Source organism: Shewanella sp. ALD9, assembly GCF_002836315.1.
Lineage (GTDB): Bacteria > Pseudomonadota > Gammaproteobacteria > Enterobacterales > Shewanellaceae > Shewanella.
The window spans coordinates 94,412-108,723 of sequence record NZ_PJCD01000003.1 but is presented as its reverse complement, the minus strand read 5'-3'; the positions used below and the strand labels follow the sequence as shown (position 1 = coordinate 108,723).

Here is a 14,312-nt window from a genome sequence, read left to right as displayed (position 1 = left end):
TAGTCCGCCCTAGATACGTACATTGCTTATCCACACTGTTTGGTAGGGTTGCAGTGACATTGTTTGGGTGATGTCTTCTATTGGTTGTCCGCTTAATAGATCAACCCAGTTTTCCGCAATAATAAGGTTCAGTTCGTTAATGGGGAGATCGGTGATTTGGTCAGATACGTTACTGATGCAGAAGATACTTTGTTTACGATTACGACTTTGACGCCAAAAACCAAATAGCTGTAACCCTAGATGTAAGGTGAATTGAGTGGCATTGGGATGAAATGCAATTTGTTGAGTACGGATATTGATTAAATTAGTCAGCTCGGTTAGCACTTGGCTATGATCGCTGTTGGCATCATTTAGTTGTTCCGTTAATTGATTGAGATCCCAACGATGACGGTTAATGGCCCGATTATGGGAAGTATTGGCCAGTTTTTCATAGTCGTTGCGGGTTCCCAGTAAACTGTGGATATAAATACCTGGAATTCCTTCGAGCGCTAACATGATGGTATGAGCACATACAAAACGTTGCATTCCCCATAGGTCTTTACCTTTAGTGGTCCCTTGTAACGCATCAAACAAGGCTATGTTCATTTCGTAAGGTTTTTGCAGGCCATCTTCTGTGGTTCTTGATGAAATTTGGCCACCGAACTGCTTCATGGTGTCGACCAGAGTTTCAATCTCATCTTCATCGAGTAAACCCTCTGCCGGGCGCAAACCAATGCCATCGTGAGAAGCAATAAAATTAAAGTAAGTTGTGCCGTCTTGTGCGGGCGGCATACTCATAAGCCAGCGCTTTAAGTATAAGCAACTGCCGGTAATCAGGCTGTTGATCAATAAAGGCGGCAACGAGAAGTTATATATGCAATGTGCCTCGTTTGCATTACCAAAATACGTTAAGTTTTGGGTGTTGGGAATGTTAGTTTCGGTAATGATAATGGCATCTTGTTGGGCGTGTTCAATTAATGTCCGCAATAAACGTACAACTTCATGGGTTTGCGGTAAGTTAATTGATTTATTACCGACTATTTTCCATAAAAAAGCCACCGCATCGAGGCGAAAAATACTCACACCCGCATCTAAATATTGACGAATGATGCGGACAAACTCGATTAATACTTGTGGATTACGAAAATCAAAATCAACTTGATCATGACTAAAGGTACACCACACATGCTGAGTTCCGTTAGGTGTCTCTGTTGGTCTTAATAGTGCTGACGTTCTTGGCCGAACCACCGCACTTAAGTCATCATTTGGATTGGCAGTAAAGAAATAGTCATGTCCTACACCCTCACCTTTACAGAAATTATCAAACCATAAGCTTCGACTAGAACAATGATTGATCACTAAATCTGACATCAATCGTCGTTTACTGGCGATGGCACTGATGTCTGCCCACGACCCAAGCCCTTCGTTAACACTTGAATAGTCGATAACCGAGAAACCATCGTCTGAACTGTAAGGGAAAAACGGTAAAATATGCACAGCATTGATGCAACTTAAATAGCTGTCGATAAATTGTGCCAGCGTGGTGAGTGGCCGCTCACCTTGTTGGATCACACTGTCACCATAAGTGATCATAATAATGTCTTTTTCAGACCAATGATTTACAAAGGGTTCGGGCACTTGACAATACTCGGTGATACGCATGATATCGATGAGCTGATCAGCCAATGCTGGCACACTTATGCTAATGTCGACATCGTTGTAAATACAGCTAAGTTGTTGCTGCAGCTTTTGCTGTAATCCTTCCATTACTGACATAGGGTGTCCTCTTGGTCGATTTTGATATTAGCTAAACTCGGCATTATCGGCTTCTACAGCAGCTTTAAGCTGTTCAAGCACGTCGGGCATGGCACTCACGACTCGGCTCCATGTTGGCATAAACGGGGTTTCCATTGGATTATCTAAAAAGCGTTGCCCTGCCGTGACAATATTTTGGGCAAACATTTCAACCGCTTTTTCTTCTAGATGTATATCGGTGGTTAAGCCATTCATTAATGCATCATTATGATAGGTTTCGACATAATCGAGGGCAATACGGTAATACGTTGCCTTAAGGGTTCGGAAAGATTCGGTGCTAAAAGTATTACCTTGAGTGGCTAATTTTCGGAAAAATGCTTTGGTGATATCAATCGACATTTTAGACAAGCCCGCTTCTTCATTATCCAATGATAAGTCTTGATGTTTATGATCGTAATTGTCGGCAATATCGACCTGACAAATGCGATTATGGGCATAATTACGCTGCATTTCTGATAACACCCCAATTTCTAAGCCCCAGTCACTTGGAATACGTAGGTCGTTGAGCACGTCTCGTCTAAATGAAAACTCACCCGCTAATGGATAACGAAAACTGTCCATGTATTCTAAATATTCGTTGTAACCAACCACTTTTTTAAGCGCTTTAATTAACGGTGTTACTAATAGACGTGACACTCGGCCATTAATTTGCCCATTAGACACACGTGCATAATACCCTTTGCTAAATTCATAGTTAAACTGTGGATTAGCGACCGGATAAAGCAGTCTAGCGAGTAATGATTTTTCATAGGTCACGATGTCACAATCATGCAATGCAACCGATTCTGTTTTGCCTGAAGCCAAAATATAGCCCATGCAGTACCAGACATTTCGACCTTTACCCAGCTCTTTAGGGGCTAAGCCTAACGCTTGCAATTTTGCATCCAGCGCTTGTAAACGTGGGCCGTCATTCCATAGTATTCGGTGATGCTGCGGTAACTCACCAAAAAAGCTTAGCGCGTGTTTGTACTGCTTCAGATCGGCCCTATCTAATCCAATTACAATTTCGGATAAATACGGCACCTGTTTTAATTTACTGACAATATCTTTAAGTGCGGCGCCTTCTAGCTCTGAATACAGAGATGGCAAAATTAATCCTAACGGACGCGTTTTTGAAAACTTGATTAAGTCTTGCTCAAGCTCTTCATGGGTACGTCGGGTTAAATTATGCATTGTGGTGACAATGCCATTTTGATAAAAGTCGGCCATGTTACGCCCCTCCAAATGGTAGTTGGTTTAGCTGCGATTCAGCCGATGAAGACAATAGCGTTTGCTTAATGCATTCGGCCCAACCTTTAGGGCCGCACTCACTGCTTTGAATACTTTGTTTTTGGGTCGTTAATATGGGAAATGGATGAACAGGTGACTTAATTTGTATTGCAAGATCAGCGGCTTCGAGCATGGCATTATCATTACCACTGTCGCCGAGTGCAATGGTAGTCACTGGAGCGCTATATTGCTTGGAATAGATATCGGCTAACCATTTCATTGCCTTGCCTTTATCGCTATCTCCGCCCACATGTAGAAAACGTCCCCCCTGCAGGGTATGTGCACCAACGCTTGTCATCAACTCAATAAAGGCTTGTTTATTAGCTTCATTGCCTTGCCAAAGTACTGGCTCGGCATAATGCCTAATCAAAGCCAATTTGGCATTATCGGGTGACAAATCGGTTATCTCACATAACTCTTCAACTGATAAAGATGAAAAACCAATAAAGTCATCGTTAAATGCCTGTGCATGTTGGTTTAATAATTCAAGCCAGTATTGTCGCGGCTGACAAAACTCTTTTATCCAATAATATCCTTGGGTAAATGTCCCCTCTGGCTGTTGGTCAAAATACCCAATTGGAATATAAACGACTGCACCATTTTCAGATATAAACGGTGAGTTAAACCCGATGGTTTGTTGTAGCTTCACCATTTCAGCAAAGGTTTTACTGGTATTAGCGATAATAGGAATATGGCGTTCATTCAATGCTTCAATCACTTCAATTGCATGACTAAAACTATAGTCAAAATGGTCCAGTAAAGTGCCATCGATGTCGGTAAAGATAAGTGGTCGTGTTGTCATATCGTATCCCTTTTCAATCATTGAACGCTGACTATCAAAAATGTTATCAAGCGGTATAAACGGTGACGAGCGATAACAAGCGATATCAAGCGATATCAAGCGATAGCGAGCGGTGACGAGCGTAAAGCCTAGAAGCTAATTCGCTGCGCGGCTAGATTCTATAAAAGCTGAAAGCCAACGTTCACCCGTTTCCACACCATCCGTTTGTTATCGCCCTCACTTGTTATCGTCTGTCATCACTAAATTCGTAAGCACAGCATTCGCTTGTTATCGCTCGTCATAGATCTATCAGTAAGCGCAGCGTTCGCTTGTTATCGCTTGTTATCGCTCGTCATAGCTCTTCAGTAAGCGCAGCGTTCGCTTGTTATCGTCTCATAGCTCTATCAGTAAGCGCAGCGTTCGCTTGTTATCACCCTTCATAGCTCTATCAGTAAGCGCGGCATTTGCTTGTTATCGCCTGTCATCACTCTATCAGTAAGCGCAGCGTTCGCTCGTTATCGTCTGTCATCACTAAATTCATAAGCACTGCATTCGCTTGTTATCACTAAATTCGTAAGCGCAGTTCGCTTGTTATCACCTGTCATAGCTATTTCTGTTGTTGCTGTTACTCAATTAACTGATTAGGTAGATTCAGGATATGTGCCAAACGTAATAACTTTGCACCTTAATGGCACAAATAGACCTTACCCATTGATATTCTTGATATTATCTTTAGAATAAAAACGATGATGTGAAAAGGTGTATTGACCAGGATAAGAAGATATGTGCAACAATGAATAAAAACTGCACCATTTTAGGGCAGAAAAAGAAGATGATGAGAGGTAACGAGCGATAGAAAGAGATGGCGAGCGATAAAAAGCGATAGAGCCTAGATGCTAGAACGCTACGCTGCTAGATTCTATAAAATCTTAGCAGCGAAGCTGTTCCTAGAAGCGCAGCGCTCTATCCGCGTAGCGGCCTAGTACTTAGAATCTAGATCACTAGAGCGCTACGCTGCTAGATGCTATAAAAGCTAAAAGACCTAGTAACTCGAACGGTACTGGAATCTGGTGACTAAATCTTAGCAGCGAAGCTGTTCCTAGAAGCGAAGCGCACTATCCGCGTAGCTGCCTAGTATTTAGAATCTAGATGACTAGAGCGCTACGCTGCTAGATACTATAAAAGCCAAAAGACCTAGTAAATCGAACGATACTGGAATCTGGTGACTAAATATTAGCAGCGAAGCTGTCCTTAGAAGCGCAGCGCACTATCCGCGTAGCGGCCTAGTATTTAGAATCTAGATCACTAGAGCGCTACGCTGCTAGATGCTATAAAAGCTAAAAGACCTAGTAACTCGAAAAGTACTGGAATCTGGTGATAAAATCTTAGCAGCGAAGCTGTCCTTAGAAGCGAAGCGCTCTATCCGCGTAGCGGCCTAGAATCTAGCATCTAGATGACAAGACCGCTACGCTGCTAGATGCTATAAAAGCAATAGACCTAGTAACTCGAACGGTACTGGAATCTGGTGATTAAATCTTAGCAGCGAAGCTGTTCCTAGAAGCGAAGCGCTCTATCCGCGTAGCGGCGTAGTATTTAGAATCTAGATGACTAGAGCGCTACGCTGCTAGATGCTATAAAAGCTAAAAGACCTAGTAACTCGAACGGTACTTGAGTCTGGTGGCTAAATCTTGGCAGCGAAGCTGTCCTTAGAAGCGCAGCGCACTATCCGCGTAGCGGCCTAGTACTTAGAATCTAGATCACTAGAACGCTACGCTGCTAGATGCTATAAAAGCTAAAATACCTAGTAACTCGAACGGTACTGGAATCTGGTGACTACATCATAGCAGTGAAGCTGTCCCTAGAAGCGCAGCGCTCTATCCGCGTAGCGGCCTAGAATCTAGCATCTAGATTAATACTGGAATCTGGTGACTAAATCTTAGCAGCGAAGCTGTTCCTAGAAGCTAAGCGCTCTAGCCGCGTAGCGGCCTAGAATCTCGGCATTAAGTTAGAATTGGTTTTCGAAATAGCTTTCAATAATTAACACCGCTGACACCGCATCAATTTGACCTTTGGTTAACGCTTTAAAACCACCCAATTCAAATAAGCGGGCTTTAGCATCTGCAGTGGTTAAACGTTCGTCTTGGGTGGCAATTTTAACGCCAAAACGACCGTTAATTCGATTAGCAAATTTTCGAGCCCGTTGAGTCATCTCTTGCTCGGTGCCGTCCATATTTAACGGTAAACCGACGACGACAAGATCTGGTTGCCATTCTTTCAATAATTTGTCGATATCATCCCAATTAGGGATCCCATCAACCGCTTTAATTGATAATAAAGGTGTGGCGCTAGCTGTAATGGCTTGACCTATAGCGACACCAATACTTTTGGTGCCGTAGTCGAACCCTAAAACGGTTTGTGGTTGCATGTTTATCTCTTGGTTTAATCTTTAGAGGACGCTTTAAAAGCAACAGCCTAGAGCGCTACGCTGCGAGGACGCTTCGCGGCTAGAGGCTATAAAATCTTAGCAGCAAAGCAGTTCTTAGCAGGACGTAGTCCGTCCTAGCAGCGCAGCGACCCTAGCAGGACGCAGTCCGCCCTAGCAGCGCAGCGACCCTAGCAGGACGCAGTCCGCCCTAGAAGCGCAGCGACCTATTTTTAAGCATGTCCGACTTGGCTCGACATTTGCCAAATATCAAACCCGAGCTGTTGGGTAGCCATTAGCCACATTTGTTCAGGCTCAACGTTAAATAATAACTCTGGTGTCGCTTTAATCGTTAACCAGGTGTTGTCGGCAATTTCTTGTTCAAGCTGGTCTTTACTCCAACCGGCATAACCTAGCGCAACAATAAAATTTTCGGGTGATTTATCAGAACCAATCGAGGCTAATATATCTCGCGAGGAGGTTAACATAGTCTCTTCGCTAATTTCAGTGCTGTTAACCCAGTGCTTTTGAGGCGTGTGTAATACAAAACCACGTTCGGGGGCGACAGGGCCGCCAATGAGCACTTGACTGTCTAAGGAGAATAAAAACTCTGGCGATAGATAGAGTTCCATTTGTTCAAGCAGATCTTCAACCTCAACACCGATTGGACGGTTAACCATTAAGCCCATGGCACCTTTTTTATCATGCTCACAAATGTATATCACCGAGCGCTCGAAAAATGTGTCATCTAATGATGGCATTGCAATTAAAAAGTGGTCTTTGAAATTATCCATATGCTATCCCCAATAGTGTTTTAGCGTTTTGTATTATCCACCCGCTAATTTCACAGTGAAATTTAACTTTTCTAATATGGATTTTATTTGTTCGCGATTGTCAGTTTGTACTTCAATGCAGAAGTCTTTCACTGTACCACCGCAGCCACATTGTTTCTTCAATTTTTGCGCAAGGTCTTTTAAGGCTTTTTCATCTAATTCGAGCCCTTTGATCACACTTACGCCCTTACCTTTACGCCCTTTACTGTCTTTATGGATCCGCACTATACCGTCGCCAGTGGGTACTTCAGCTTGTGGCTTTGGCTGATCAATACGACCTTTATCAGTGCTATAAACTAATGCGATATTGGGATCTATTCTCATATTATTTCTTTAGCAGTAAAACATTATTTGAGTTTAACAAATCATAAAAGCAGAGGCGAGGATATAAAGCTAAAAGCGTAGGGACTGGGACGCTTCAAAAGCAACAGCCTAGAGCGCTGCGCTGCTAGGACGCTACGCGGCTAGAGGCTATAAAATCAAAATATACAGCAAAGAAAGAGCCGGTAACAAGCGATGACGAGCGAAACGAGTAACAGCCTAGCCGCATAGCGGCCTAGGATCTTAGCAGCGAAGCTGTCCCTAGCAGTGACGAAGTCACGCCCTAGAAGCGCAGCGCACTATCCGCGTAGCGGCCTAAGATCTTAGCAGCGAAGCGCCCTAGCAGTGACAGAGTCACGCCCTATAACTATAGAAAAGGTTTTACCAGATTTGCCATCATATTGATGTGGTCGTCGTTGTCATTTAAACATTCAATGTATCTGAAGTTTTTGCCGCCGGCATCTTCAAATACGTGACGATTTTCGCCTTTGATTTCTTCTAGGGTTTCTAGGCAATCGGCGCTAAATGCTGGGCAGATGACGGCGATGTCGGTAATGCCTTTGGCTGGTAGGCTGGCGATTGTTGCGTCGGTATAAGGTTGTAACCATTTAGCCTTGCCAAAGCGAGACTGGAATGTTGCAACGTAATCGTCTTCACTTAAGCCTAATTTTTCGACCACTAAACGAGTCGTTTTCAAGCAGAAACAGTAATAGGGATCGCCTAAATGCAAATTACGCTCAGGCATACCATGGTAAGACATCACTAGTTTTTGCGGTTTACCGTGCTGATCAAAATCTTTTTGGATAGATGCTGCAAGCGCATCAATAAGATCAGGGTTGTCATGGTAGGTGTTTATAAAATGCAGTGCAGGGATATATCGCCATTTCATTAATTCTTTAGCTAAAGCATCAAATGCTGAACCCGTTGTTGGCGCAGCATACTGCGGATATAAAGGCAGAACAACTAGGTTATCTACGCCTTGTTTATGCATAGCTTGTAAGGTGCTCGACGTTGATGGCGAACCATAACGCATCGCTAAATGTACACTTGCATCGAACCCTTGCGCTTGAAGATGTTTGGCTAGTTTGGCTTGTTGACGTTGGCTGATAGCCAGTAAAGGAGAGCCCTCGTCGGTCCAGACTTGTTTGTATAAGGCTGCTGATTTAGCAGGACGAATACGTAAAATAATCCCATGAAGAATAATCATCCATATCAGCTTTGGAATTTCGACTACTCGAGGATCCGCCAAAAACTCAGCTAAATAGATGCGAACAGCTGATGCAGTAGGTGCATCTGGTGTACCTAGATTCAATAATAATACACCAGTTTTGCCACGAGCTTTGTGGCCGGTGTCTTTATCTAACCCTGAAAATCTAGCCAAAGTATCTTCTCCGTTATTGATATGGATTTATAAATACAGCTCACTTTGGATATCTCATGAGCTTAAATCAAAATTGTATCGCATTCATTTAAAACAAAAAGAGCGCTAGGTATCGATTTTATCATCAAATTAACCCGCACTCGGCAAATATTTATTTACCCTAGCTAACTCGCTTAGGTCATTCTATTTAGTCGCTCTATTAAGTCGCTCTATCTAGTCGCTTTATTTATCCGCTTTATTTAGTCGCTAAGCTAAACGGCCCTGTTTAGCTAACGATTACAAAACTGATTCAATCGCTTTTTTCAATTCTTCGCTATCAGGTTTCACACGAGAACTGAATTGTTGTACGGTTTGGCCATCAGCGGAAACTACGTATTTGTAGAAATTCCATTTAGGTTCGCCAGTTTTGTCGCCTAAGTATTTAAATACTGAGTTAGCCTCACCGCCTCTAACAGGTGATGTTGCCACCATGGTAAACGTAACACCATAATTAATGAAACAAACATCGGCAGTTTTAGCTTCGTCTTTTTCTTCTTGGAAAAAATCATCTGATGGAAAGCCAATCACTACTAAACCTTTGTCGGCATATTGTTTGTGTAATGCTTCAAGTGCTTCAAACTGAGGGGTAAATCCACAATGGGATGCAGTATTAACGATTAATACGGCTTTGCCTTGGGTGAGTTCACATAAATTGACGTTTTCTGTTGAGTGTAATTTACGAGCGTCAACATTGAGATAATCAGGACAATTTGCAGCCACGGAGCCAAAACTTAATCCCAATAAGCCAATTGCCGTTAGGTATTTAATCATTGTTAGTTTGTCCTTTACTCAAAGTTTATAAGAATAGATAGAAATAGGCACCGATAAACGAATTTATCGATGCCTATTAGGTATCACAGGACTGTACGAAGTACTGCTTTTTTCAGATCATAAATGATTAGAAATAAAAACCAATATTAATATTTAAACGTGAATGCCATGATGTATCACCGTTATCGATACCAACACCTGCACCATCAACAAACCACATATTTTTACCGGCAATCCAATCTACATAAGAATAAAATTTACCTGCAGTGATGGCAACACCAGTCACATTCTGGATAGAATCATCAAGTCCTTGACCCGATGCCATTACCTGGCTGTAATCGTTGTAAAAATTCAAATTAGTGATTGGTCCCCAATCAACGTCAAACGATTTAGCAATGTTAACGGTAGCAACATCGGCTTCAGCAGCAATTTCAAATGGATATTGAAATGCACTCAACGCAATACGTTCACTGTTGTCTATATCATAGTCATAATGAATATATTGTAATTGTAATTGCCATTTTTTCCAGTCAAGTTGCCAATGCGCTGCAGCGGCAAGGCCATTGGTGTCTTCACCCACTACGGTAGCTGCATCAGCCATAAAATCTAATTGGCTGTATTGTAATGAACCACCTAACTTATGAGTGACTTCACCAGAAGTAAATTCACGTTCAACTCGAGCGTTGATTTGTCCTGCCTCTTCATATGGTGAATCGGCTGTTGTGGCAGCATCAAATGAGTAACGATCATAATTAGAACCGTCGCCAATTTCGTCATTAACAAAATAAGCTAAATCATAGCGCCAACCATTTTGTTCATTTTTGTAATGAATACCAGCATCGTAATCATCTTCAAAACCAAGATAATAGGTTGCGCCGAACCAAAATGAATGAGCAGCATAAGGCAATAAACCAAATGGGACTTGGGTTACACCCACTTGCACTGATTGGGCGTCATCAAATTGATAACCCATGTAGGCATGATGCACTACGTCCATGTTTTCATACCAACGATACTGAGCTGAGGCGAATAAGCCATCTTTGCTCTTGTAATTAACGTCAGCACGGAACAATTCAAACTCAAGCTTGGCGTTGTCGTCGTAATCTTTCCAACCGTAGTTCACCCGAACTGCACCGCCAATATCAACTTCATCGGTGACAGGTACAGCCGATGCCGAAAGCGGAAGTAAGATTAACGAAGAAAAGACGGTGATTTTTTGCCATAACTGCATGAAACATCCTTGAAAGAACAATGTTATAAAGCGTGATAAAAATGAGTAACGTATAATGTGTTTATACGGATAAGGTTACTGAATAAAGGTTTTAATGTACTTTTGTCATCGAAATGTCCACGACAACAGGAGTAATTATAACAATGATAACGGCCATGATAACAAAAAAAGGCCGTAAGATGTTACTTACGACCTCTCATAACCAATGGTTCGATTGATAATCCACTCATTTATTGGCTCAAAACATCACTAATTCACTCATTTATTGGCTCAAAACATCACTAATCCATGTCGAGAGTAATACCTTCCATTGATCCTGAAGAAGCCGCTTCATTATTTCGCAATTTAATCATTAAACGTAAATCGTTTGGCGAGTCGGCATGATGTAATGCATCGGCGTAACTAATCTCACCCTCTACATATAAATCTAGCAATGCCTGGTCAAAAGTCTGCATGCCTTGCTCGCGTGACTTCCCCATGGTTTCTTTCAGTAAATGCAATTCATTTTTAGCAATCAAACTGGCCACTCGAGGGGTATTAATTAACACCTCAATGGCGGCGCGGCGCCCGGTGCCGTCTGATTTCGGAATAAGCTGTTGCGCTACAATGCCACGTAAATTTAACGACAAATCAAACAACAGTTGATTGTGCTTACTTTCCGGTACTAAATGCATAATGCGATCGAGTGCTTGGTTAGCGTTGTTTGCATGCAAGGTTGCCATGCATAAATGACCCGTTTCGGCAAATGACAACGCAAATTCCATGGTTTCTTGAGTACGGATTTCACCAATCAGAATGACATCTGGCGCTTGACGCAAAGAGCTTTTAAGCGCGGCATCAAATGAGTCGGTATCAATACCCACTTCACGCTGAGTAACAATACTTTTACGATGGTTATGTACAAACTCGACAGGGTCTTCAATGGTCAGAATATGTCCGCGAGCATGAGCATTTCGATATCCCACTAGCGCAGCCAACGAAGTCGACTTACCAGTACCGGTACCACCCACCATAATGATAAGACCACGCTTACTCATGACCAAGTCTTTCAAAATAGGGGGTAGCTTTAGGTCATCAACTTCAGGTATTTGGGTTTCGATACGGCGCATAACACAACCGGCTGATTCGCGTTGCCAAAAGGCACTGACACGAAAACGACCTAAATCTTTGGCTGCAAATGCAAAGTTACACTCACTAGTGTCGTGAAATTCTTTCTTTTGAACGTCACTCATCAACGACTCAACAAACACTAATGATTGCTCTGGTGTTAATCGATTATCGGATAGTTGACGTAGCTCTCCGTCGATTTTGGCACTGGGTGGAAAACCAGCAGTGATAAATAAATCAGACGCCTTTTTTTCCACCATCATATTTAAAAACGGACGAACATCCATGATCCCAGTTCCTTAGAAATTAGCTTGCTTATTCGAACTCTTCTGCATCGCATCTTCACGGGTAATTAACCCACGATTAACTAAGTTTTGCAGACATTGATCAAGGGTTTGCATACCGTGAGACATACCCGTTTGAATAGCTGAATACATTTGTGCGACTTTGTCTTCACGAATAAGATTTCGAATCGCTGGGGTGCCCATCATAATTTCATGAGCAGCCACTCGGCCACCACCAATTTTCTTGATCAATGTTTGTGAAATAACCGCCTGAAGCGACTCTGACAACATGGTACGAACCATGCTCTTTTCACCTTCAGGGAATACATCGACTATACGGTCAATAGTTTTGGCAGCTGAAGTAGTATGCAAAGTACCAAATACTAAGTGACCCGTTTCAGCAGCCGTCATGGCTAAGCGAATGGTTTCGAGGTCGCGCATTTCACCCACAAGAATAACATCTGGATCTTCACGTAATGCACTTCTTAGAGCTGCATTAAAGCTATGTGTGTGTTTGTGAACTTCACGCTGGTTAATAAGGCATTGTTTGTTCTGATGAACGAATTCTATCGGGTCTTCAATGGTTAAAATATGGTCATGTCGGTTTTCATTTACATAATCGACCATCGCAGCCAATGTGGTTGATTTACCCGAACCAGTAGGCCCGGTGACTAATACTAAGCCACGTGGGAAACTGGCAATTTTCTTAAAAATTTCTGGCGCGCCCAATTGCTCAAGCGACAAAATGTCAGACGGAATGGTACGGAATACCGCGCCAGCGCCACGCGACTGATTAAAGGCGTTAACACGAAAACGCGCTAGATTAGGCACTTCGAATGAAAAATCGATTTCTAGATGTTCTTCATAGTCTTTACGTTGTTTATCATTCATGATGTCATAGACAAGACTATGAACGCCTTGATGATCTAACGCAGGTAAATTAATTTTTCTTACCTCACCGTCAACGCGGATCATAGGAGAAACGCCTGCTGAAAGATGTAGATCTGATGCTTTGTGTTTTACACTAAAGGCGAGTAATTCAGTGATTTCCATTGTAGAGACATCCATTTAACCAACATTATGACAACAATAGCAGACAGAATATCAATCGCCCAGAGTAGAATTAGTCAAGCGGCGCAAAAGTGTTCACGTTCATCGGCCGAAATAAGCCTATTAGCAGTGAGTAAAACCAAACCGATCAGTGACATCATTGCTGCTTATCAAGCGGGGCAACGTCTATTTGGTGAAAACTATGTCCAAGAAGGCGAAACTAAAATTACTGCCTTGCAGGCTGATTACCCAGATATCGAGTGGCATTTTATTGGCCCGTTGCAATCGAATAAAAGTAAAATTATTGCCGAACATTTTGATTGGATGCATACCTTAAGTCGTGACAAAATTGCCCAACGTTTGCATGAACAACGTCCAAATAACAAGCCGCCATTAAACGTGTGCATTCAAGTCAATATTAGCCAGGAACAATCAAAGTCGGGTGTTAATCCTGAGGATGTCGCCACGTTAGCACTTACTATCGCCTCCTTAAGCAATCTTAAGCTGCGCGGATTAATGGCTATCCCAACCGCGACTGATGACGTACAACTTCAACAACAAGAATTTAGCCAATTAAAGCAACTTTTTGACCAACTTAAGCAGCAATATCCTAGCGTCGACACCTTATCAATGGGTATGAGCGGCGACATGGACATCGCCATCGCCAACGGATCAACCATGGTACGCATTGGCAGTGCGATCTTTGGTGAAAGATAAAATCAACAGCCTAGAACGCTTCGCTGCTAGGTCGCTATAAAATCTATAGCAACAGCCTAGAACGCTTCGCTGCTAGGTCGCTTCGCGGCTAGATGCTATAAAATCTATAGCAACAGCCTAGAACGCTGCGCTGCTAGGTCGCTTCGCGGCTAGATGCTATAAAATCAACAGCCTAATCGCGAAGCGACTCAATCTTAGCAGCGAAGCTGTTCCTAGAAGCGAAGCGCTCTATTCGCGCAGCGGCCTAGCAGGATGCAGTCCGCCCTAGAATCTAGAAGCGTAGCGTCCTAGGGCTGAATTAGGTAACATACA

General features: G+C 42.7%; 12 protein-coding genes. 1 reads left to right on the top strand and 11 read right to left on the bottom strand.

Annotation, left to right across the window (positions count from 1 at the left end):
• Positions 1-9: 9 nt before the first annotated feature.
• The 11 genes from CXF88_RS08170 to CXF88_RS08120 all read right to left on the bottom strand — a co-directional run bounded on the left by CXF88_RS08170 (position 10) and on the right by CXF88_RS08120 (position 13,286).
• Complete coding sequence (locus CXF88_RS08170; protein ID WP_101086417.1) at positions 10-1,755, bottom strand: sugar phosphorylase; 1,746 nt, start codon at positions 1,753-1,755, stop codon at positions 10-12.
• Between the two features lie 27 nt (positions 1,756-1,782).
• Entirely contained in the window at positions 1,783-3,003 is a 1,221-nt protein-coding gene (locus CXF88_RS08165; protein WP_101086416.1) for a glycosyl transferase, read from the bottom strand.
• A 1-nt stretch (position 3,004) separates the two neighbouring features.
• Positions 3,005-3,865 (bottom strand): HAD-IIB family hydrolase, encoded by an 861-nt coding sequence (locus CXF88_RS08160; RefSeq protein WP_157822787.1) that lies wholly within the window; start codon positions 3,863-3,865, stop codon positions 3,005-3,007.
• A 1,984-nt stretch (positions 3,866-5,849) separates the two neighbouring features.
• Complete coding sequence (gene ruvX / locus CXF88_RS08155) at positions 5,850-6,269, bottom strand: Holliday junction resolvase RuvX (protein WP_059744132.1); 420 nt, start codon at positions 6,267-6,269, stop codon at positions 5,850-5,852.
• Between the two features lie 230 nt (positions 6,270-6,499).
• A complete protein-coding gene (locus CXF88_RS08150) occupies positions 6,500-7,060 on the bottom strand; it encodes a YqgE/AlgH family protein (RefSeq protein WP_101086414.1) in 561 nt (186 codons plus the stop codon).
• A 33-nt stretch (positions 7,061-7,093) separates the two neighbouring features.
• Positions 7,094-7,423 (bottom strand): stress response translation initiation inhibitor YciH, encoded by a 330-nt coding sequence (yciH, locus tag CXF88_RS08145; RefSeq protein WP_059744130.1) that lies wholly within the window; start codon positions 7,421-7,423, stop codon positions 7,094-7,096.
• 364 nt (positions 7,424-7,787) lie between these two features.
• Complete coding sequence (gene hemH / locus CXF88_RS08140; RefSeq protein WP_101086413.1) at positions 7,788-8,801, bottom strand: ferrochelatase; 1,014 nt, start codon at positions 8,799-8,801, stop codon at positions 7,788-7,790.
• A gap of 276 nt (positions 8,802-9,077) precedes the next feature.
• Positions 9,078-9,611, bottom strand: coding sequence for a glutathione peroxidase (locus tag CXF88_RS08135; protein ID WP_101086412.1), 534 nt, complete (start codon positions 9,609-9,611; stop codon positions 9,078-9,080).
• 127 nt (positions 9,612-9,738) lie between these two features.
• Complete coding sequence (locus tag CXF88_RS08130; RefSeq protein WP_101086411.1) at positions 9,739-10,842, bottom strand: hypothetical protein; 1,104 nt, start codon at positions 10,840-10,842, stop codon at positions 9,739-9,741.
• A 281-nt stretch (positions 10,843-11,123) separates the two neighbouring features.
• Positions 11,124-12,236, bottom strand: coding sequence for a PilT/PilU family type 4a pilus ATPase (locus tag CXF88_RS08125; RefSeq protein ID WP_101086410.1), 1,113 nt, complete (start codon positions 12,234-12,236; stop codon positions 11,124-11,126).
• A 12-nt stretch (positions 12,237-12,248) separates the two neighbouring features.
• Entirely contained in the window at positions 12,249-13,286 is a 1,038-nt protein-coding gene (locus CXF88_RS08120; RefSeq protein WP_059744125.1) for a type IV pilus twitching motility protein PilT, read from the bottom strand.
• 27 nt (positions 13,287-13,313) lie between these two features.
• Here CXF88_RS08120 and CXF88_RS08115 point away from each other — a divergent pair, with 27 nt between their 5' ends.
• The gene (locus CXF88_RS08115) at positions 13,314-14,000 is read left to right on the top strand and encodes a YggS family pyridoxal phosphate-dependent enzyme (RefSeq protein ID WP_101086409.1); all 687 of its coding nucleotides are present in this window, start codon (positions 13,314-13,316) and stop codon (positions 13,998-14,000) included.
• Positions 14,001-14,312 lie beyond the last annotated feature (312 nt).

Bases quoted from the DNA above. Each gene is read 5' to 3' on its own strand.
- CXF88_RS08150 (WP_101086414.1), bottom strand. From the start codon at position 7,060: ATGGATAATTTCAAAGACCACTTTTTAATTGCAATGCCATCATTAGAT.
- yciH (WP_059744130.1), bottom strand. From the start codon at position 7,423: ATGAGAATAGATCCCAATATCGCATTAGTTTATAGCACTGATAAAGGT.
- CXF88_RS08170 (WP_101086417.1), bottom strand. From the start codon at position 1,755: ATGTCAGTAATGGAAGGATTACAGCAAAAGCTGCAGCAACAACTTAGC.
- CXF88_RS08125 (WP_101086410.1), bottom strand. From the start codon at position 12,236: ATGGATGTTCGTCCGTTTTTAAATATGATGGTGGAAAAAAAGGCGTCT.
- CXF88_RS08115 (WP_101086409.1), top strand. From the start codon at position 13,314: ATGACAACAATAGCAGACAGAATATCAATCGCCCAGAGTAGAATTAGT.
- CXF88_RS08160 (WP_157822787.1), bottom strand. From the start codon at position 3,865: ATGACAACACGACCACTTATCTTTACCGACATCGATGGCACTTTACTG.
- ruvX (WP_059744132.1), bottom strand. From the start codon at position 6,269: ATGCAACCACAAACCGTTTTAGGGTTCGACTACGGCACCAAAAGTATT.
- CXF88_RS08135 (WP_101086412.1), bottom strand. From the start codon at position 9,611: ATGATTAAATACCTAACGGCAATTGGCTTATTGGGATTAAGTTTTGGC.
- CXF88_RS08165 (WP_101086416.1), bottom strand. From the start codon at position 3,003: ATGGCCGACTTTTATCAAAATGGCATTGTCACCACAATGCATAATTTA.
- CXF88_RS08130 (WP_101086411.1), bottom strand. From the start codon at position 10,842: ATGCAGTTATGGCAAAAAATCACCGTCTTTTCTTCGTTAATCTTACTT.
- CXF88_RS08120 (WP_059744125.1), bottom strand. From the start codon at position 13,286: ATGGAAATCACTGAATTACTCGCCTTTAGTGTAAAACACAAAGCATCA.